Raw genomic sequence first — 20,298 nt, 5'->3', positions numbered from 1 at the left:
TTGCGGAAAAAAGCACCATCCCGGTGATTTTGCAGGCGGAAAGTGCAAAATTTCTCCGCCTGAATTCAGTTACACCGCTTTTACTGCATCTGCGATTTTGTGCGCCAGCGCGCTAACCTGCGCCTCATCTTCACCTTCCACCATCACACGGATAAGCGGTTCGGTGCCGGATTTACGCAGCAACACGCGACCACGTCCCGCCAGCGTTTTTTCCACTTCTGCGGTCACGGCTTTCACGCTCTCGCTTTCCAGCGGATCGTGCTCGCCAGCAAAGCGCACGTTAACCAAAATCTGCGGCAGCATTTTCATTCCGCTGCACAAATCGTGTAACGTCATATGATTTCGTACTACAGCAGTGAGCACTTGCAAACTTGCCACAATGCCGTCGCCGGTGGTGGTTTTATCCAGCAAAATGACGTGACCGGAGTTTTCCGCCCCTAAACGCCATCCCTTTTCCTGCATTTTTTCCAGCACATAGCGGTCGCCCACTTTTGCACGGGTGAACGGAATACCCAGCTGCTTCAGTGCCAGTTCCAGCCCCATGTTACTCATCAGTGTGCCCACCACGCCGCCGCGCAGCTGGCCCTGACGCAGCCCTTCGCGCGCAATGATATAAAGAATCTGGTCACCATCAACTTTATGGCCCAGATGGTCAACCATCATGATGCGGTCGCCGTCACCATCGTAAGCCAATCCGAGATCGGCCTTATCTTCTAACACGCGATGTTGCAGCAGACGCAAATCGGTCGCGCCGCAATCTTTATTGATGTTCATACCATCCGGCTGTGTGCCGATAGCAATCACGGTTGCGCCGAGTTCACGCAGCACGTTGGGAGCAATGTGGTAAGTCGCACCGTTTGCGCAATCGACCACAATTTTAAGCCCATTGAGACTCAGCTCGCTCGGGAAGGTACCTTTACAGAATTCGATATAACGGCCTGCAGCATCAACAATGCGGCTAGCGCGGCCCAGTTCAGCGGACTCGACGCAGGTGATAGGTTTCTCCATCTCCAGCTCAATGGCTTCTTCAACTTCATCCGGCAGCTTGGTGCCTTCAGCAGAAAAGAATTTAATGCCGTTGTCGTCAAACGGATTATGCGATGCCGAAATCACAATGCCCGCTTCCGCACGGAAGGTGCGCGTTAGATAGGCGATAGCCGGCGTCGGCATTGGTCCCGTAAAGGCCGCAGACAATCCCGCTGCCGCCAGTCCCGCTTCCAGCGCCGATTCCAGCATATAACCTGAAATACGCGTATCTTTACCAATCAATACTTTGCGAGAGCCTTGGCGCGCCAGCACTTTACCTGCTGCCCAGCCCAGCTTGAGGACAAAATCAGGGGTAATCGGCGCTTCACCGACTTTGCCGCGAATACCATCTGTACCGAAATATTTACGATTACTCATGCCTTTATCCTTTTGCTCTTCGTGTCGCTTCGACGACGCGCATCGCTTCGACCGTCTCTTTCACATCATGTACGCGAATAATTTGTGCCCCTTGCATAGCGGCGATCACCGCACAGCTTAGGCTGCCGGTCAGGCGCTGCGCCGGACCAACATTTAATAGCTGTCCAACCATCGATTTACGCGACATTCCCACTAATAGCGGTAAACCGTAATGGTGGAAATGGCTCAAATGCGCCAGCAGTTCATAGTTGTGGCTGAGATTCTTACCGAATCCAAAGCCAGGATCGAGTAGCAGATTCTCTTTTTTTATTCCGGCCGCTTCACAGCGCGCAATCTGAGCAGCGAAGTAAGCGTCCACTTCGCTAACAATATTGTGATATTCCGGTGCCTGCTGCATGGTGCGCGGTTCGCCTTGCATATGCATCAAACATACCGGCAGACCGGTTTCTGCAGCAGCCACCAGCGCACCGGGTTCGGATAGCGAGCGAATATCATTAATGATGTGAGCGCCCACTCGTGCGGCCTCGCGGATCACTTCTGGCTTGGAGGTATCAACTGAAATCCACACCTCAAAACGCTGTGCAATGGCTTCTACTACGGGAATGACACGTTCCAGCTCTTCTTCCACACTGACTTCATCAGCCCCGGGACGCGTAGACTCACCGCCAACATCAATGATGGTGGCACCCGCGTTCACCATCTCATTGGTGTGCGTCAGCGCATCGACCAAGGTGTTGTGGGTTCCGCCATCTGAGAAGGAGTCCGGCGTGACATTCAAAATACCCATCACATGGGGAAAAGAGAGATCGAGATGGGAATCACGGGCGAACAACTTCATGGCGAAAATCTCCTTGAGGGACCACTAAATCGCGAAATAAAAAAACCCCGGACCGGCCGGGGTTTGCATTATAACAAGCAGTGTGGGCTGTAAATCTAGCGGTAGCGTTATCGTCCCGCCAGATTGCCATCACATAATCTTATCAGAACCCGGTGTTTTCGGGTCATCTACAGGGCGAGGAGCCTGGGTTGAGTCGCCGTTACCAACAGCAACCTTAGCCTCTTCCCAACCTGCAGGTGGACGTACTTCGCGACGTGCCATCAAATCGCTGATTTGTGGTGCATCGATGGTCTCATACTTCATCAGCGCGTCTTTCATCGCGTGAAGGATGTCCATGTTTTCGTTCAGGATGCGGCGAGCACGTTGGTAGTTAGTATCGATAAGGTGTTTAACTTCCTGATCGATAATGCGCGCCGTTTCATCTGACATATGTTTCGCTTTCGCCACTGAACGTCCAAGGAACACTTCGCCCTCTTCTTCAGCGTAAAGCAACGGACCCAGCTTCTCGGAGAAGCCCCACTGCGTAACCATGTTGCGCGCTACGCTGGTCGCCATTTTAATGTCAGATGAAGCACCGGTAGAAACATAGTCCGGACCATAAATGATCTCTTCCGCCAGACGCCCGCCGTAAGCCACTGAAATACGGCTTTCCAGCTTCTGACGATTGGCGCTGATCTCATCGCCCACTGGCAAGAAGAAGGCAACACCTAAGGCACGACCGCGCGGGATGATGGTGACTTTGTGCACCGGATCGTAACCCGGAACCAGAGTACCCACGATCGCGTGACCCGCTTCATGGTACGCCGTCGATTCTTTCTGCTCTTCGGTCATCACCATGGAGCGACGTTCTGCACCCATCATGATTTTGTCTTTGGCTTTTTCAAACTCAACCATTGAAACCACACGCTTATTGCCGCGAGCAGCGAACAGCGCAGCTTCGTTGACCAGGTTAGCCAAATCCGCACCGGAGAAGCCCGGCGTACCGCGTGCAATAACAGAGGGATCCATATCGGTAGCCAACGGCACACGACGCATATGCACTTTCAGAATCTGCTCACGACCGCGGACGTCTGGCAAGCCAACCACAACCTGGCGGTCGAAGCGGCCTGGACGCAGCAGCGCCGGGTCAAGCACGTCTGGACGGTTAGTTGCCGCGATCACGATGATGCCTTCATTACCTTCAAAGCCATCCATCTCAACCAGCATCTGGTTCAGCGTTTGTTCACGTTCATCGTGACCACCGCCTAAACCGGCGCCACGTTGACGGCCAACCGCATCGATTTCATCGATAAAGATGATGCACGGCGCGGCTTTCTTCGCTTGTTCAAACATGTCACGCACACGTGATGCACCGACACCTACGAACATTTCAACGAAGTCAGAACCGGAAATGGTAAAGAACGGTACTTTCGCTTCGCCTGCAATGGCTTTCGCCAGCAGCGTTTTACCGGTACCCGGAGGGCCGACCATCAGGACGCCTTTCGGGATTTTACCGCCTAGTTTCTGGAAACGGCTCGGCTCACGCAAATACTCAACCAGCTCACCAACTTCTTCTTTGGCCTCATCACAACCGGCCACATCAGCAAAGGTGGTTTTGATCTGATCTTCGGTCAACATGCGGGCTTTGCTCTTGCCGAAGGACATCGCGCCCTTACCGCCGCCGCCCTGCATCTGCCGCATAAAGAAGATCCACACGCCAATCAGCAGCAGCATTGGGAACCATGAGATGAAGATTGAAGCCAGCAGGCTTGGTTCTTCAGGCGGTTCGCCAACTACTTTGACGTTTTTGGTCAACAGGTTATCGAGTAACTTAGGATCGTTGACGGGGATATAGGTGGTGTATTTATTGCTGTCTTTTTTGACAACGTTAATCTCACGCCCGTTAATTCGTGCCTCGCGGACCTGATCTTGGTTCACTTCCGATAGGAAAGTTGAATAATCAACCCTACGGCCATTCGACTCGCTGGGCCCAAAGCTCTGGAATACAGACATCAGCACGACCGCGATGACTAACCAGAGAATCAGGTTTTTCGCCATGTCACTCAAGGGATTAACCTCATATTACAACGATGTTAACAGACAGCGTAGGGTACTATAGATCCTTCATACCTGGAATCGCAGTGCGGATGATTTTGCTTGTTTACCTTGAAACTCAGAATTAGACATCAGAGTAAACGCATTGGTCGTCTTGCTTTGATTCCGGCAATTCAGGCTAAAGTTTGCGCCCCGTCGCCACAATGTACACTTCGCGCGAACGTAATCGCGAAGCGTCCGGCTTACGAATTTTCACTTTCGTAAACAGGGAGCGAATTTCCCGCAGGTATTCATCGAAGCCATCTCCCTGAAACACTTTCACGACAAAACTGCCGCCTGGGGCCAGGATATCCCGACACATTTCCAGCGCCAATTCTACCAAATACATCGAACGTGGAATATCAACCGCAGGTGTCCCGCTCATGTTGGGTGCCATATCTGACATCACCACCTGCACCTTTTGGTCGCCAACGCGCTCCAGTAAGGCGTTAAGCACCGCTTCATCACGAAAATCGCCTTGCAGGAAATCAACGCCGACAATGGGATCCATTGGTAACAGATCGCAGGCAATGATACGACCACTTGATCCGATAAGCTGTACCACATATTGCGACCAACCGCCGGGTGCAGCGCCCAGATCAACCACCGTCATGCCGGGTTTGAAAATCTTGTCACCCTGCTGTATTTCCTCAAGTTTAAACCAGGCACGCGAACGCAACCCTTTTTTCTGTGCCTGCAGCACATATTTATCGCTAAAGTGTTCCTGTAGCCAGCGACTGGAACTGGCCGAACGCTTTTTACCCGTCATAATTTTTCCAATTAAATCGTCATCGTAGCGATAAATCAGCACGCAATGGTCGCGTTGATTTGGCGATATACCCGAGATGGCGGTAGAATGAACCGTTTTCAATCCCTGAGTAAGCAAAAAATACGATGAATCTGAGTACCAAACAAAAACAGCACCTGAAAGGCCTTGCCCATCCGCTTAAGCCGGTTGTCATGCTGGGCGGTAATGGCCTAACTGAAGGCGTGCTCGCCGAAATCGAACTGGCGCTCGAGCATCACGAATTGATCAAGGTAAAAATTGCCTCGGAAGATCGTGAAACCAAGCAGCTGATCGTTGACGCTATCGTGCGTGAAACTAAAGCAGGCAACGTACAGGTCATCGGCAACACGCTGGTGCTATATCGCCCTGCCAAAGAGCGTAAAATCACTCTTCCGCGTTAATCATGCCCTAAAGGCGGCGACGGGCAAAGAAAGTGCCACGCTCCTGCATGTGATAAAAGGCCGCAATGCGGCCTTTTTCCTTTCTTTACAAAATGCAGCGACATATTGCAAAGCGTAGCAATATCTTAAAGGTATTCCACCTTCAGCACTTCATATTCCACATCCCCACCCGGGGTTTTGACAATCGCGACATCATCCGCTGATTTTCCCACCAATCCACGCGCCATAGGCGAATTCACGGAGATCAGGTTCTGTTTAAAGTCAGCTTCATCGTCACCCACGATGCGGTAGGTGAACTCTTCATCCGTTTCCACATTCAGAATGGTCACGGTTGCGCCAAAAATAACGCGACCGGTTTTCGGCATTGCAGTGATATCAATCACCTGCGCATTGGAGAGCTTAGCTTCGATCTCCTGAATACGACCCTCGCAAAAACCTTGTTCTTCGCGAGCCGCATGATATTCGGCATTCTCTTTTAAATCGCCGTGCTCACGGGCTGTGGCGATGGAGGCGATAATGCGCGGACGCTTTACGGATTTCAGTTCGTTCAGCTCTTCGCGCAGCTTCTCAGCGCCTTTCAACGTCATCGGAATCTGATTCATTTTGGCTCCTCGTCATCTATCCTGGTTAACGGCGTCATCCTGACCGGTGACAGCAGAAAACAGCTTCTGCGGCGCGTTACCTCTTTTCACAAGCAAAAGAAGCCTGACCCGGAAAGCTTTCCGGGTCAGGTTCGGTTTTGCATTTTGATACGTATTTTACCCCAGAGTTCCCTGTGGGTCATCGTTTACTTTGCACCGTCCGGGGACGTAGTATTGACGCCTTCACCCGTCAGTTACCGCGAGATTATGCGATTTTCACGACTTGTTACCGGATTAACCTGTGCGTTTATGCTGCAGGCACAAGCAGCTCCCGTTGAAGAATACATGCAGTATTTGCCAGACGGCGCAAACCTGGCGCTGATGGTACAAAAAGTGGGCGCATCAACCCCGATAATCGACTATCACGGCAAACAGATGGCATTACCGGCCAGCACCATGAAAGTGGTGACGGCGCTGGCGGCCCTGCTGGAACTCGGTCCTGACTTCCGTTTCCAGACCACCATGGAGACCAAAGGCGCGGTCAATGATGGCACCCTGAATGGCGATCTGGTCGCGCGTTTCGGCGGCGATCCAACGTTGAGCCGTCAGGATCTGCGCAATATGGTGGCCGCGCTGAAAAAACAGGGCATCACGCATATTAAAGGCAATCTGGTGGTCGACACCTCGGTGTTCGCCAGCCACGATATGGCGCCCGGCTGGCCGTGGAACGATTTGACGCAGTGCTTTAGTGCACCGCCAGGTGCTGCGATTGTCGATAAAAACTGTTTCTCAGTATCGCTGTATAGCGCCAATACGCCGGGCGAAAATGCCTTCGTGCGCATTGCCTCCTATTACCCGGCACATATGTTCAGCCAGGTGCGCACCATCGGGCGTAACAGTGGTGATGGGCAATATTGCGAGCTGGATGTGGTGCCGGGCGAGCTCAATCGCTACACCTTAACCGGCTGTATGCGTCAACGCGCTCAGCCGCTGCCGCTGGCATTTGCCGTGCAGGACGGTGCCGCGTGGGCCGGTGAGATCCTTAAAGCCGAACTGCGTGCCGCCGATATCGATTACAGCGGCCATCTGGTGCGTCAGGCGCAAGTGACCTCGCCGGGCACCGTGCTGGCTTCAACGCAATCTGCGCCGCTGCACACGTTGCTGCATACCATGCTGAAAAAATCGGACAACATGATTGCCGATACCGTGTTCCGCACCATCGGCCACCACTACTTCAACGTGCCGGGCACTTTCCGCGCGGGTTCGGATGCGGTACGCCGCATTCTGCGTGAAAAAGCCGGTGTCGATATGGGCAACAGCATTCAGGTGGATGGCTCAGGACTGTCGCGTCATGATTTGATTGCACCAGATACCATGATGCAAGTGCTGCAATTTATTGCGAAAAACGACTCGACGCTAAATTATATTTCGATGCTGCCGCTGGCCGGTTACGACGGCACGCTGCAATATCGTGGCGGTCTGCATGAAGCAGGCCTCGACGGCAAAGTCTCGGCGAAAACCGGTTCACTGCAGGGCGTCTATAATCTGGCTGGATTCATCACCACCTCCAGCGGTGCGCGCGTGGCCTTTGTGCAGTTCCTGTCCGGCTATGCTGTGCCGCCGGAAGATCAGAAAACGCGCCGCATTCCATTGGTACGTTTTGAGAGCCGCCTCTACACGGATATCAATAAAAACAACTGATGAAACTGCTAATTGTCGAAGATGATGCGCTGTTGCAATCGGGTCTGGCGCAAGCGCTCAGCGCACAAGGTTACGCTATCGACTGCGCCAGCACCGCCGCCGAGAGTAACGCCATGTTGCGCAGCGGTCAGTACAGCCTGATCGTGCTCGATCTGGGTTTGCCGGATCGCGATGGCGCTTCATTGCTACGACAGTGGCGCCGCGACGGCATTGCCGTACCGGTGTTGATCCTCACAGCGCGCGATGCGCTGGAGGATCGCGTTGATGGCCTGGATGCCGGCGCCGATGATTATCTGGTGAAGCCGTTTGCGCTGGTCGAGCTGCAGGCTCGCGTGCGGGCGCTAATCCGCCGCTATCAGGGCCACAGCGATAATCTGCTGCAACAGGGCGATCTGACGCTCAACCTCAGTTCACAACAGGTGCTACTGGAAGACCATCCGCTGGAGATCACGCCGAAAGAGTTCGCACTGCTCACCCGTTTGCTGATGCGCGTTGGGCAAAACGTTCATCGTGAAACGCTGCAGCAGGATCTCTACAGCTGGAATGACGATCCTGGATCCAACACCCTCGAAGTTCACATCCACAATCTGCGTCGCAAGCTGGGAAAAGATCGTATCAAAACCGTGCGCGGCGTCGGTTATCGTCTGGAACTCCGCGAATGAACAGCATGCGTCAGCGGTTACTGATTATGCTGGCGCTGATTCTCCTCACCTGTCAGGTGATGAGCGCCATCTGGCTGTGGCATGAGAGCCGCGAGCAGATCAGTTTTTTAGTCAATGAAACGCTTTCCGCTCAGGCGCGTAACGATCGCGTCGAAAATGAGATTCGCGAAGCGATCGCCTCGCTGCTTCTGCCCTCCTTAGTGATGGTCGCCCTCACCTTGCTACTGTCGTTTTGGGCGATTACCTGGATCATCCGCCCGCTGAAATCGCTGCAAGACAGCCTCGCACACCGATCAGCGGATAACCTGACGCCGTTGCCGGTCTATTCCGAGATGGATGAGATCGTGGCGGTCACCACCGCGATCAACCAGCTATTTTCACGCCTCGATCACACGCTACAGCAGGAGCGATTATTCACCGCCGACGCGGCGCACGAGCTGCGCACGCCGCTGGCGGGATTGCGCCTGCATCTGGAGCTGCTGCACCAGCAGAACGTGCCGCAAAGCGGAATGCTGATCGAACGCATCGACCAGCTGATGCACACCGTTGAGCAGTTGCTGATGCTGTCGCGCGCCGGTCAGGCGCTGGCTGGCGGTCACTATCAGCAGTTGCTGTGGCAGAAAGACATCATGCAGCCGCTGGAACCGGAAATGGCAGAGCTGTTGCAACAGCGCCAGCAAACGCTGCACTGGCCGCAGGTCAACGATGTGCCGCAGCAAGGCGAAGCGGTGCTGCTACGTTTGATGCTGCGCAATCTGCTGGAGAACGCCTCACGCTACAGCCCGGAAGGCAGCGAGGTCGCGGTGAAAATGCAGCAGGACAAGCAGCAGGTGATTATTGAAGTGTGGGATCAGGGACCGGGCATTGATGCCGCCGCCGCGGAAGAGCTGACGCAGGCATTCCGTCGACGCGATCAGCGTTACGGCGGTAGCGGGCTGGGTCTGAATATCGTGCTGCGCATCGTGCAGATGCATCGCGGCAGGCTGGAACTGGTCAATCGTGAGGATAGCAGCGGACTGATTGCCCGCTGCTATTTACCGCATCAACTTATTGGCTAACTCGCCTTAGAAGTGGGTATTCAGGCTCATAAAGTAAGTACGACCTGATTCGTTATAGGTATTGGCACCCGCACCATACAGATAAGAGTTGGTGTTGGCGTTGCCGGTGGTTTGCGCATTGCCCTCACGATAGTGACGCTTATCGAACAGATTATCGATACCCACCGTGACGCTGGCGTACTTGTTGATATCGTAGGTGCCGCTCATGCCGATAATCGAGTAAGGACTGACTTTATCAGTCGCGCTGCCGGTTGAAGCATTACCTTTGTAATCATACTTCTTCGGCGTTTGCGTGCCGTACCAGGTCAGCGTGGTTTGCAGCGACAAATCCTGCGTTGCCTGCCAGCTCAGCGTCGAGTTCAGCGTGTACTCCGGAATCACCGATAAGCGATCGCCGGTCTCTTTGTTCTTACTCTGCAGCATATAGGTGAAGTTGTTGTTCCACGTCACGCTGTCGGAGAACGGCACGTTAACCGTACCTTCCAGCCCTTCCACCACCGCTTTCGGTACGTTTTCCCACTTATAAATATCGGTGGTGCCGTTAGAGGCTTTGCCCGCTGGCGAGTAACCGGCTTCGATCTTGTTGCGATAATCGTTGCGGAACCAGGTCAAACCGGCCTGATAACCTTCGTGTTTCCACTCCAGTCCCACCTCTTTGTTGATGCTGTTTTCGGCTTTCAGATCGCTGTTACCTTGCAGATAACAGGCGCCGGTGCTGGCAGCGCAACCCTGGCCATTGCTGTACAGCAGATAGTTTGGGTTGGTTTGATACAGGCTCGGCGCTTTATAAGCGCGCCCGATGCCCATCTTCAGCGTGAAGTCATCGCCCAGACCTTGCGACAAATTGAGCGACGGGCTCCAGTTATTGCCCACAATTGAGTGGTGATCGAAACGCAGGCTGGGCGTCAGCATGGTGCTGTCGGTCAGCTCCATGTTGTCTTCAGCGAACAGTGAAAAAATCTCCGCCTGGGAATAGGGGCTGCGGCCAGTGTTGTCGATGCCCGGCACCGCGCCGTAGTTCGCCGCCTGGGCGTTGGATGAACCATCTTTCATGCGCTGCTGGTTCCATTCGGTACCCAGCGTCGCGGTTTGATTAAACAGCAGTTCAAACGGAATACTGACTTCGCTGTGCAGCAGCACATCATCCAGCTGAATGGTGTTAAAACCGCTGTTGGAGAAGATACCTTCGGTGCCGCCCGCCAAACCTTCGTTGATGCGCGAATTGCGGGTTTTCTCATAACGCGCGTAGGTATTGGTACTGACGCCGTTATCCCACGCGCCGGTCCACTTCAGTGAGACGTTTTGACGATACAGGCGGTTGGTTTCATCACCGTACAGGCTTTTCACCAGCGCGCTGGTGTTAGTGTTCTGCGTATCGCCGGAATAAAGGTTGCCCTGACGGCTGAAGCCGGCCTGTAGCTCCAGCGTTTGCATCGGCGCAAATGCCCAGCTCAGTAATGCATTAATATCTTTATTCACCGAGCCTTCGCGGCCCGATGGATAACTGCCGGTATAGCTACCGGTACGCGCCGCCGCATGACCTTCATTGATGTCATAGGCATCGGCCTGCGTTTTGGCTAAACCGCCGTACAAACGGAAGTTGAAATCATCGCCCAGCGGTCCTTCCAGGCTGAAGTTGGTGCGTTTAGTGGCGCCTTCGGCTTTGTGTTCTGGCACGTTGTAATAGGTGTTCCATGAACCGTGCCACTGCTGATCGGTCTGTTTTTTGGTGATGATATTCACCACGCCGCCCGCTGCGCCGTTACCGTAACGCACCGCTGCAGGTCCACGAATCACGTCGATATGGTCGATCATCTCCGGCGGCACCCAGTTAGTATCACCGCGCGTATCACGCTCGCCACGCCAGCCAAGGCGCACCGAGTTGCGGCTGGTGATCGGCATGCCATCCACCATGATCAGGGTATTTTCTGGGCCCATGCCACGAATATCGATCTGGCGATTGTTGCCGCGCTGGCCGCTGGTGGAATTACCGGTCAGGTTCACGCCTGGCATGGTACGGATAATTTCTGATACATCGCGCGCGGGCGGATGCTTTTTGATTTCGTCGGCGGTGATGGTTGAGACGCCCGGCGCCTGCAGGTTCTGCTGCTGCGCGGTAACCATTAAGGTGCCGCCGTCCATCGATTGTGCGTCAGTGGTGCTCGCTGAGGTTTTGCTGGAGGAAGTCTCTGCCGCCCAGGCGCCGCTGGAGAGCAGTGAGGCGCTGAGCCCCAATTCAAGAAGAATAGCTAATGATAACCGCGAGTAATTTTTCATTTTATACGTTCCTGGATGGCCAGCAAAAGCCGTTGCATGCTGACTGGCGAGCCGGTGAGAAGATCCCTGTTCCTATCGCGCCCAGTTCCAGACCCTTCAAACCATCCGTAGCGCAACCTTACCGAACGGTAAGCATCAGGCGGAACGAGCGTGCTCATTTTTGAGCGCAGTCACCCTATTGCAAATGCAAATTATTATCAATAGTATTATTCATCAAGCTTATGTAAATCTCCGCGTAAACACCGACTGGCAGCCCTATGACCTGGCGAAATGATGTAACCGGCAGTGCAGCCTGGTGGCAGGCGCAACAATCCCAGGGGATTCCCCGTATTGAGTTAGCAGACGATGGCCAATGTCAGGTCACCTTCTTCTGGCGCGACCCGCAAGGTGATGAAACACAATCGTCGACCCAGCGCGTATGGATCAACATTACCGGCGTCACCGATCACCACCAGCGCCGCCCACCACAGTCGCTGATGCGCGTGACGGGCACTAACGTCTGGTACTGGCAGACTTCGCTACCGGCTAACTGGCGCGGCAGCTACTGTTTAATGCCCGATGAACAGGCCACCGACTTTTCTGGTGAAGCCGACATGTCTTCGCTGCGCAACTGGTGGCGCGATAAATTCCCCACAGCACAGGCCGATCCGCTGAATGATTTACGCGGCTGGTCTGGCGGACGTGGCATGAGTGTCTCACCGCTGCATCTGCCGCAGGCCCCGAATCAGCAGGTATGGCAAGCGGTAGATAAGGGCACGGCGCCAGCCGTGGAGCTGCAACAGCAGCAATGGCACAGCGCAATATTGGGCAACAGCCGCAAGGTATGGATTTACACCACCGGCGACGCCAATCCCGCGCAGCGTCCGCTGGCGATCCTGCTGGATGGGCAATTCTGGGCGCACAACATGCCGATTGCCGGGCCGCTGCAGCAGCTTACCGATGCCGGCACCTTGCCGCCTGCGGTATATCTGTTTATCGATATCATCGACCGCGACCACCGCAGCCGCGAGCTGCCGTGCAATGCGCAGTTTTGGCAAGCTCTCCAGCAAGAACTCCTACCGCAGATTGCCCAATCAGTACCCTATCGCCAGCAGGCCGATAGCACCATCGTCGCCGGGCAAAGTTTTGGCGGCCTCGCCTCGGTATATGCCGCGCTGCACTGGCCGGAAACCTTTGGCAATGCGCTCAGCCTCTCCGGCTCCTTCTGGTGGCCGGAACGCGGCAATCCGCACGGTTGGCTGCTACAGGCGCTGGAGAGTGGCCTTACACCACGCCAGCCGCTGCGCTTCTGGCTGGAAGCGGGCAAGCGCGAAGGCTTAATTTTGCAAGCTAATCAACAGTTACAGCAGCAACTGCACGCTGCCGGTTATCAGGTGCATTACCAGCCGGTGGAAGGCGGGCATGACGCGCTCTGTTGGCGCGGTGGCCTGCTGAGTGGCTTACAAGCCCTGTTGAATCAACCGGAGCATCCATGTCCGAATCCCTGATGAATAAATCTATGATTGACCAACAAACCCTGCCGTTAGTCGCGGCACAGCCCGGTATCTGGATTGCCGATCAGCTGTCCCCGCACCGCAACGCTTACGCGGTAGCGCACTTTGTCGAGCTGCGCGGCGACATTGATAGCGCCTTACTCGCCCAGTCAATTGTCGCGGGCATGCAGGAAGCCGATACGCTAAACATGGCCTTCGGCGAAGTGGAAGGCGAAGCGTTGCAGTGGCTCCAGCCACAACAATTTAGTCCGCCGCAGATTATCGATCTGCGCGGCGAGGCCGATGCCGTCGCCACAGCACGCGTGCTGATGCGCGAAGATATGAACAGCGATCTGCGCGTGCTGAGCGGCGCAAAACTGTGGCATCACTGCCTGTTCCGCCTCGGCGAGCAGCATTGGTTCTGGTATCAGCGCTATCACCATTTGGTGGTGGATGGCTTCAGCTTTACCGCACTGACGCGCCGCATCGCTAACCTCTATAGCGCCGCAGTGCACCAGCAGTCGGCCGAACCGACGCCGTTTATCCCGTTTAGCGAGGTGGTTGAAGAGTATCAGCGGTATCGCGAATCCTCCTCGTTCACGCGTGACAGCCAGTTCTGGCGCGAAAAAGGGGCGGCGCTGCCGTCACCGGCGTCCCTCTCGCCGCTACCGCTTGCCGGACAAACCGCCAGCACCGATCTACTTCGCCACAGCGTGACGCTGGATCGCAGCACCTTTCAAACGCTGGTGCAGCAGCACCCGCAATCCAGCGCCGCCGATCTTGCCTTCGCCCTTGTTGCGCTGTGGCTGGCACGTCTCAGCGGCCAAAACGACTTTGCCGCCGGCTTCATCTTTATGCGTCGTATCGGTTCCGCCGCCTTGTGCGCTACCGGTCCAGTGATCAACGTATTGCCGATGGCGGTGCATTACGATCCCACGCAGCCACTGAGCGCCCTCGCCGCGCAGCTGGCGGGTGAAGTGAAAAAGATGCGCCGTCATCAGCGCTATGACGCCGAACAGGTGCAGCGCGATCTCGGTCGTCTTGGCGATGGCGATCCGCTTTACGGTCCGGTGATCAACCTGAAAATGTTTGATTACCAGCTCGATTTCGCCGGCGTTGAGGGCATCACCCATCAACTGGCTTCCGGACCGGTACGCGACCTGGAAATCGCTATCTATATCAGTGAGCAAGGTGAATTAACCCTTGAGCTGCTGGCCAATGCCGAGCGCTACAGCGAACAGACCTTGCAGCGTCACGCCAGCCGCTTTGCCTTGCTGCTGAATCAGTTGGCAGAGCAACCGCATCGCCCGTGTGGCGAACTCGATCTGCTCACCGCTGAGGAACACGCACAGATTACCGCGATTAACCAAACCGCTTATCCGCTGCCGGCAGAAACGCTGGCCTCGCTGCTGGCCCAGCAGGCGACACGTACGCCGGATGCCCCGGCGCTCGCGGATGCGCAGCACCAGCTGAACTATCACCAAATGCAACAGCAGGTATTTTCGCTGGCGGCGGATTTGACTGCCGCAGGCGTGCAGCGCGGCGATATTGTCGCGGTAGCGTTGCCGCGCTCAGTGCAGCTGTCGCTGGCATTGCAGGCAATTGTTTCGCTTGGCGCCGCGTATTTACCACTCGATACCGGCTATCCCGACGATCGCCTGCAGCTGATGCTGGAAGATGCCGCACCGAAAACGCTGATCACCTGCGCGGCACTCAGCGCGCGCTTTCGCGCCATCGCGTCGGTCAATCAGCTGCATTTTGATGCGCTGTATAGCACGCCAACTGCGCCACAACCGGCCAGCGCGCCGACGCCGCAGGATGGTGCTTACATCATCTACACCTCAGGTTCTACCGGCCGTCCTAAAGGGGTGATGGTAGGCCATGAAGCCATCGTCAATCGCCTGTTGTGGATGCAGGATCGCTACCCGCTGCAAGCCGATGATGTGGTTTTACAAAAAACGCCGAGCAGCTTCGATGTTTCAGTATGGGAATTCTTCTGGCCGCTGCTGGTCGGCGCGCAGTTGGTGATGGCGCCGCCAGAGGCGCATCGCGATCCTGAAGCACTGCAGCAACTGTTTGCCCGCTACAAAGTCACCACCACGCATTTCGTACCCTCGATGCTGGCGGCCTTTGTCGCGGCCCTTGATGATCAACAGGCGATTGCCTGCTGTGCCAGCCTGCGCAACGTGTTCTGCAGCGGTGAAGCGCTGCCGACCGACTTGTCTCGCGAGTGGGAAACTCTGACGCGAGTGCCGTTGCACAATCTGTATGGTCCAACCGAAGCCGCAGTGGATGTCAGCTGGTATCCGGCGTTTGGTGATGCATTGGCTGCCGTCGAAGGGGCCAGCGTGCCGATTGGTTTCCCGGTGTGGAACACCGGGCTGCGCATCCTCGATGCCCGCATGCAGCCGGTACCGCCGGGCATCGCGGGCGATCTCTATTTAACCGGCGTACAGCTGGCGCATGGTTATCTTGGTCGTCCCGATCTTACTGCCAGCCGCTTTATTGCCGATCCCTTCAGCCCCGGCGAGCGCATGTACCTCACCGGCGACGTGGCGCGCTGGCTGGATAACGGTGCGGTGGAATATCTCGGCCGCAGCGACGATCAGCTAAAGATTCGCGGTCAGCGTATCGAGCTGAATGAAATTGATCATGTGCTCAGCGCCCAGCCGGGCATTGAGCAAGCGGTAACGCACGCCGTGGTGCTGGTCGGCGCGGCAGCACAGGGTGATGCACGCCAGCTGGTGGGTTACGTGCTAGCCGCGCAGCCGGTTGATGGCGAAGCATTACGTCAGGCGCTTGCGCAACGCTTGCCCGCGCATATGGTGCCCGTTGCCATTGTGCAGCTTGATGCTTTCCCGCTCAGCAGCAATGGCAAGCTGGATCGCAAAGCGCTGCCGTTGCCAGAATCCGCCAGTGCCAGCGCGGGACGTGCCCCCTACGCTGGTCTGGAAACCACGCTGGCAAATGCCTTCTGCCAGCTGCTGGCACGCGATGCCATCAGCGCGCAGGATGACTTTTTCGCCCTTGGCGGTCATTCGCTGCTGGCGATGCGCTTAGCGGCGCAGCTGCGTCGCGAGCTGCAACAGCCGGTTTCAGTGGGGCAGATTATGGTGGCCTCGACGGTAGAGAAACTGGCGACACTGCTCAGTGATGCACAATCACATCAGCAGGCTGGCTTCGAAGCGGTGCTGCCGCTGCGTCAGAGCAACGGCCCAACACTATTCTGCTTCCATCCGGCGTCAGGTTTTGCCTGGCAGTTCAGCATCTTGCAACGCTATCTCGATCCGAGCTGGTCGCTGATCGGCATTCAGTCGCCGGATATCAACAGCCCGCTGAACCAGAGCACGCATCTGGATGAGGTGTGCGAGGCGCATCTGCACACCCTGCGCGAGGTGCAGCCGCACGGGCCTTACTCTTTCCTCGGCTATTCACTCGGCGGCACGCTGGCACAAGGCATTGCAGCACGGCTGGAAGCGGCGGGCGAAGAGGTCGCATTCCTTGGCTTGCTGGATACCTGGCCGCCAGAAACGCAAAACTGGGATGAGAAGCGCGGCGAGAACGTGCTGGATCCTGCGGTGCTGGAAGAGGTGAATCGCGAACGCGAGCAGTTTATCGCTGCACAGCGCCATCAGGCCGGTGAAGAGATGCGCGCGATGTTTGATACCATCGAGGCTAACTACGCCAGTTCAGTGCGCCTGCTGGCTACCGCGCGCAGTGCGCGTTTTAACGGTCGCGCCACGCTGTTCCTCGCCGAGCAGACGCAGCAGCCGGGACAAGATGCGCGTCGTGCCTGGGCACCCTATGTGGATGAGCTAGAGGTATGGCCGATGGATTGCGCCCACGTGGAGATCATTTCACCGCAAATGTTTGAGCAGATTGGGCCACTGTTGCAGCGGTTGCTGAAGTAGCGCTGTTTCCCTCACCCTAGCCCTCTCCCGCAAGCGGGAGAGGGAACCGATCGCAGATCGGGGTGAGATACGCACACTACTTTGAAATCGCTCGAGCACTTAATTTTGCTTCGCTCGGACGGCTCCCTCGCCCGCAAGCGGGAGAGGGAACCGATCGCAGATCGGGGTGAGATACGCACACTACTTTGAAATCGCTCGAGCACTTAATTTTGCTTCGCTCGGGCGGCTCCCTCGCCCGCTTGCGGGAGAGGGTTGGGGTGAGGGACAGCGTGCACCTTACTTAACTACCGCCCGCGCCCCAGCGGCACAATCATCGGCGTATGCGCCACCGGATCTTCCACAATCACGCAGCGCAAACCATATACCTGCTCGATCAACGCTGGCGTCACGATCTCCGCCGGTTTCCCCTCGGCGACAATCTTGCCGTAACGCATCGCAATCAAGTGCGTGGCATAGCGGCAGGCGTGATTGAGATCGTGCAGCACCACCACCAGCGTACGACCATGCTGCTGATTCAGCTCCTGCATCAGCTCCAGCAACTCAATTTGATGCGTAATGTCCAGCCAGGTGGTCGGCTCATCCAACAGCAGCAGCGGCGTTTCCTGCGCCAGTACCATGGCGATCCACACGCGCTGACGCTGCCCGCCCGATAAGGTATCCACCGACTGCTGCGCTAAATCGCACACGCCCGTGGCGCGCATCGCTTGTTGCACCGCAGCTTCATCTTCCGCGCGCCAGCGACCAAACAGCGCCTGATGCGGATAACGCCCGCGCGCCACCAGCTCCGTGACGCTAATGCCGGCAGGCGCATTCGAACTCTGTGGCAGCAGGCCAAGGCGGCGCGCCACCTCTTTGGTCGGATAGCGCGCAATCGCTTCGCCATCCAGCAAGACTTCCCCTTTCAGTGGGGTATGCAGACGGCTGAGCGTACGTAATAGCGTCGATTTTCCGCAGGCGTTGGGGCCGATAATCACCGTCAGCTCCCCTTCGGGAATCGCTACCGATAAATTTTCTGCCACCACTTTTTTGTCGTAGCCCAGCGTCAAACCTTCGCCACGCAGACGTGAAGGGATATCGATCATTGGCGTCGCGCCTCCCGCACCAGTAAAGCCATCAGATAAAGTCCACCAAGGATGACGGTAATTACGCCAACCGGTAATTGATAAGGCAGGAACAGATGCTGTGCGGCGAAGTCAGCGGCAATCAGCAACAACGCGCCACACAGCGCTGCCAGCGGCAATGCACCTTTAATACCGCCGCCAAGACGCCGTGCAATTTGCGGCGCCAGCAGCGCGACAAACGAAATCGGTCCCACCAGCGCCGTTGATGCTGCCGTTAACACCACGCCAATCAGCATCAGCCACATCCGGCTGCGCTCCACCGGCACGCCAAGCGCATTGGCGGTATCGTCACCCATCTCGAGCAGGCGCATACGCCGCGCCAGCAGCGCCATCAGCACTAATGCCAGCAGCAGCACGGCAATCACCGGCGGCGTTTTCGCCCAGGTAATCCCGTTAAGCGATCCGGCGCTCCACAAGCCGGCACTCAGCGCCGACTCCAGCGAGGCGCTGATAATCAGCCACGAATTCAACGCCATCAGCAGCGCGCGCACGCTGATACCAACGATAATCAGCCGGAAGGTTTCCACCCCGTTGCGCCAGGCAAACAGGTACACCAGCGCCGCCGTGGCGATGCCGCCAATCAGTGCCGCGCCGGTCATCGCCGTTACACTTTGATTGAACAGCACCAGCGCCACCAGCACGCCGCTGTATGCGCCGGTGTTAAAGCCGAGAATATCCGGACTGCCGAGCGGATTGCGCAGCAGCGACTGAAAAATCGCTCCGCTGATGCCTAATGCGGCACCAATCAGCAGCGCCATCAGCACGCGCGGCAAGCGCCACTCCAGCACGATCAGTTTGACGTTACCGGCGCCCTGACCGAGCAGCAGCTGCCCGATTTGTTCGCCGCTAATCTGCAATGCCCCGCGCGTCATCGCCAGATACGCCAGCACTGCGCAGCAAAGCAGCAGCCATAGCGCGTGTAACCAGGTTCGACGCGTCATAGCGCACCCCGGCCCAGTTTGCGGCGCACCAGTACAATCAGCATCGGCGCTCCGAGCATTGCCGTGACGATGGAAACCCGCAGCTCCCCCGCCACCAGCAGGCGGCCAAGAATATCGGCGGCGAGTAACAGAATCGGCGTGATAAGCGCCGTCGCCGGCAGCATCCAGCGGTGATCGTTGCCCACCAGCCAGCGGGCAAAGTGCGGCGTCATCAGACCGACAAAGGCAATTGGCCCCACCGCCGCCGTCGCAGCACCGCACAGCAGCGCAATCGCCAGCAGGCCAAGCAGCTGGGTCCGCCCCACGCGCGTACCGAGTGCGGTGGCCATATCGCCGCCCATGCTGAGGCTGTTGAGCGCCTGCGACAGACAAATCGCTACCACGCTGCCCACCAGCACCGCCGGAAACAGTGTGCGCAGCACGGTAAAGTTACGGATATCCAGCGAGCCGCTGTGCCAGAAACGCAGGTGATCATAGATGTCAGGATTGAGCAGTGAAAGGCCAGACGTCAGCCCATCCAGCACTGCGCCCAGCGCGACGCCCGCCAGCGTAAGACGTACCGGATTGACGCGGCCACCGCCAATCGCACCGGTCAATGCCACCAGCAACGAAGAGAGCAGTGCGCCCGCAAAAGCGAAGCCGAGCCAATCTACCGGCGAATCTGCACCAAACAGCGCAATGCCAATCACCACTGCGAAACCAGCACCGGCATTGACGCCGAGAATGCCGGGATCGGCCAGCGGGTTGCGCGTCAGGCTCTGCATCAAAGCACCGGCCAGCCCGAGCGCCACGCCCGCCAGCAAACCAGCCAGGGTGCGCGGCAAGCGCGCGTCACGCACAATCACACACTCCGCGCTATTACAGCTGGAGGTAAGCGAATGATAAACATCGGGAAGCGGTATTGATTTTGCTCCCAGCATTAAGCTGAGCGCGATGAGGAGCAAGAGCAGAATCCCTGAGCCTGCCAATGCACGGATCTGGCGCATAGCGTTCTAAACCTTCACTGTTCAACGTCGTCGCATGCGCGATGCAACTTGATAATGGTTATCGTTATTACTCGCGTTTAGCTAT

Annotated in this window: 15 protein-coding genes; 6 read left to right on the top strand and 9 right to left on the bottom strand. The window is 56.6% G+C overall.

The window, feature by feature from the left end; all coding sequences use genetic code 11:
• Positions 1–69 precede the first annotated feature (69 nt).
• From glmM to rlmE, 4 genes are all read right to left on the bottom strand, one after another.
• Positions 70–1,404, bottom strand: a complete 1,335-nt coding sequence (glmM, locus tag PMI17_RS04805; RefSeq protein WP_007886687.1) for a phosphoglucosamine mutase — start codon at positions 1,402–1,404, stop codon at positions 70–72.
• 4 nt (positions 1,405–1,408) lie between these two features.
• On the bottom strand, positions 1,409–2,242 hold the full coding sequence (gene folP, locus PMI17_RS04800; protein ID WP_007886686.1) for a dihydropteroate synthase: 834 nt from the start codon (positions 2,240–2,242) through the stop codon (positions 1,409–1,411).
• A 129-nt stretch (positions 2,243–2,371) separates the two neighbouring features.
• Positions 2,372–4,279, bottom strand: a complete 1,908-nt coding sequence (ftsH, locus tag PMI17_RS04795) for an ATP-dependent zinc metalloprotease FtsH (RefSeq protein WP_036620266.1) — start codon at positions 4,277–4,279, stop codon at positions 2,372–2,374.
• A gap of 175 nt (positions 4,280–4,454) precedes the next feature.
• The gene (rlmE, locus tag PMI17_RS04790) at positions 4,455–5,084 is read right to left on the bottom strand and encodes a 23S rRNA (uridine(2552)-2'-O)-methyltransferase RlmE (protein WP_007886684.1); all 630 of its coding nucleotides are present in this window, start codon (positions 5,082–5,084) and stop codon (positions 4,455–4,457) included.
• 125 nt (positions 5,085–5,209) lie between these two features.
• Here rlmE and yhbY point away from each other — a divergent pair, with 125 nt between their 5' ends.
• Entirely contained in the window at positions 5,210–5,503 is a 294-nt protein-coding gene (gene yhbY, locus PMI17_RS04785) for a ribosome assembly RNA-binding protein YhbY (protein WP_007886683.1), read from the top strand.
• Positions 5,504–5,628: 125 nt separating this feature from the next.
• Here yhbY and greA read toward each other — a convergent pair whose 3' ends face one another.
• Positions 5,629–6,105 (bottom strand): transcription elongation factor GreA, encoded by a 477-nt coding sequence (gene greA / locus PMI17_RS04780; RefSeq protein WP_007886682.1) that lies wholly within the window; start codon positions 6,103–6,105, stop codon positions 5,629–5,631.
• 246 nt (positions 6,106–6,351) lie between these two features.
• On the opposite strand from greA, the gene dacB reads away from it, so the two are divergent.
• From dacB to pmrB, 3 genes are read left to right on the top strand one after another with little or no spacing between them, the layout of a single operon-like run.
• Positions 6,352–7,785 (top strand): serine-type D-Ala-D-Ala carboxypeptidase, encoded by a 1,434-nt coding sequence (dacB, locus tag PMI17_RS04775; RefSeq protein ID WP_036620263.1) that lies wholly within the window; start codon positions 6,352–6,354, stop codon positions 7,783–7,785.
• Positions 7,785–8,447, top strand: coding sequence for a two-component system response regulator PmrA (gene pmrA, locus PMI17_RS04770; protein WP_007886679.1), 663 nt, complete (start codon positions 7,785–7,787; stop codon positions 8,445–8,447). The genes dacB and pmrA overlap by 1 nt, the downstream gene beginning before the upstream one ends.
• A complete protein-coding gene (gene pmrB, locus PMI17_RS04765; protein ID WP_007886677.1) occupies positions 8,444–9,505 on the top strand; it encodes a two-component system sensor histidine kinase PmrB in 1,062 nt (353 codons plus the stop codon). The genes pmrA and pmrB overlap by 4 nt, the downstream gene beginning before the upstream one ends.
• Before the next feature lie 6 nt (positions 9,506–9,511).
• Here pmrB and PMI17_RS04760 read toward each other — a convergent pair whose 3' ends face one another.
• Entirely contained in the window at positions 9,512–11,782 is a 2,271-nt protein-coding gene (locus tag PMI17_RS04760) for a TonB-dependent siderophore receptor (protein WP_007886676.1), read from the bottom strand.
• Positions 11,783–12,039: 257 nt separating this feature from the next.
• Between PMI17_RS04760 and fes the strand changes: the two genes are divergently transcribed.
• On the top strand, positions 12,040–13,269 hold the full coding sequence (gene fes, locus PMI17_RS04755; protein ID WP_007886674.1) for an enterochelin esterase: 1,230 nt from the start codon (positions 12,040–12,042) through the stop codon (positions 13,267–13,269).
• Entirely contained in the window at positions 13,254–17,165 is a 3,912-nt protein-coding gene (locus PMI17_RS04750) for an enterobactin synthase subunit F (protein ID WP_007886667.1), read from the top strand. The genes fes and PMI17_RS04750 overlap by 16 nt, the downstream gene beginning before the upstream one ends.
• Positions 17,166–17,449: 284 nt before the next feature.
• Here PMI17_RS04750 and PMI17_RS04745 read toward each other — a convergent pair whose 3' ends face one another.
• Genes PMI17_RS04745 through fepD form a run of 3 tightly spaced genes read right to left on the bottom strand, consistent with a single transcriptional unit; the run spans position 17,450 to position 20,213 of the window.
• Positions 17,450–18,247 carry an ATP-binding cassette domain-containing protein gene (locus tag PMI17_RS04745; RefSeq protein ID WP_007886666.1) on the bottom strand — a complete coding sequence of 266 codons (798 nt, stop codon included), beginning with the start codon at positions 18,245–18,247 and terminating at the stop codon, positions 17,450–17,452.
• On the bottom strand, positions 18,244–19,227 hold the full coding sequence (fepG, locus tag PMI17_RS04740) for an iron-enterobactin ABC transporter permease (protein ID WP_007886663.1): 984 nt from the start codon (positions 19,225–19,227) through the stop codon (positions 18,244–18,246). The genes PMI17_RS04745 and fepG overlap by 4 nt, the downstream gene beginning before the upstream one ends.
• Complete coding sequence (gene fepD / locus PMI17_RS04735; RefSeq protein WP_007886661.1) at positions 19,224–20,213, bottom strand: Fe(3+)-siderophore ABC transporter permease; 990 nt, start codon at positions 20,211–20,213, stop codon at positions 19,224–19,226. Before fepD ends, fepG begins: the two co-directional genes overlap by 4 nt.
• Positions 20,214–20,298 lie beyond the last annotated feature (85 nt).

The organism is Pantoea sp. GM01, from assembly GCF_000282675.1.
Lineage (GTDB): Bacteria > Pseudomonadota > Gammaproteobacteria > Enterobacterales > Enterobacteriaceae > Pantoea > Pantoea nemavictus.
This window is presented reverse-complemented; position numbering and strand designations above follow the sequence as displayed.

What these genes read in the sequence shown, in the direction of transcription:
- glmM (WP_007886687.1), bottom strand. Translation starts at nt 1,404, where the DNA reads ATGAGTAATCGTAAATATTTCGGTACAGATGGTATTCGCGGCAAAGTC.
- folP (WP_007886686.1), bottom strand. Translation starts at nt 2,242, where the DNA reads ATGAAGTTGTTCGCCCGTGATTCCCATCTCGATCTCTCTTTTCCCCAT.
- ftsH (WP_036620266.1), bottom strand. Translation starts at nt 4,279, where the DNA reads ATGGCGAAAAACCTGATTCTCTGGTTAGTCATCGCGGTCGTGCTGATG.
- rlmE (WP_007886684.1), bottom strand. Translation starts at nt 5,084, where the DNA reads ATGACGGGTAAAAAGCGTTCGGCCAGTTCCAGTCGCTGGCTACAGGAA.
- yhbY (WP_007886683.1), top strand. Translation starts at nt 5,210, where the DNA reads ATGAATCTGAGTACCAAACAAAAACAGCACCTGAAAGGCCTTGCCCAT.
- greA (WP_007886682.1), bottom strand. Translation starts at nt 6,105, where the DNA reads ATGAATCAGATTCCGATGACGTTGAAAGGCGCTGAGAAGCTGCGCGAA.
- dacB (WP_036620263.1), top strand. Translation starts at nt 6,352, where the DNA reads ATGCGATTTTCACGACTTGTTACCGGATTAACCTGTGCGTTTATGCTG.
- pmrA (WP_007886679.1), top strand. Translation starts at nt 7,785, where the DNA reads ATGAAACTGCTAATTGTCGAAGATGATGCGCTGTTGCAATCGGGTCTG.
- pmrB (WP_007886677.1), top strand. Translation starts at nt 8,444, where the DNA reads ATGAACAGCATGCGTCAGCGGTTACTGATTATGCTGGCGCTGATTCTC.
- PMI17_RS04760 (WP_007886676.1), bottom strand. Translation starts at nt 11,782, where the DNA reads ATGAAAAATTACTCGCGGTTATCATTAGCTATTCTTCTTGAATTGGGG.
- fes (WP_007886674.1), top strand. Translation starts at nt 12,040, where the DNA reads ATGACCTGGCGAAATGATGTAACCGGCAGTGCAGCCTGGTGGCAGGCG.
- PMI17_RS04750 (WP_007886667.1), top strand. Translation starts at nt 13,254, where the DNA reads ATGTCCGAATCCCTGATGAATAAATCTATGATTGACCAACAAACCCTG.
- PMI17_RS04745 (WP_007886666.1), bottom strand. Translation starts at nt 18,247, where the DNA reads ATGATCGATATCCCTTCACGTCTGCGTGGCGAAGGTTTGACGCTGGGC.
- fepG (WP_007886663.1), bottom strand. Translation starts at nt 19,227, where the DNA reads ATGACGCGTCGAACCTGGTTACACGCGCTATGGCTGCTGCTTTGCTGC.
- fepD (WP_007886661.1), bottom strand. Translation starts at nt 20,213, where the DNA reads ATGCGCCAGATCCGTGCATTGGCAGGCTCAGGGATTCTGCTCTTGCTC.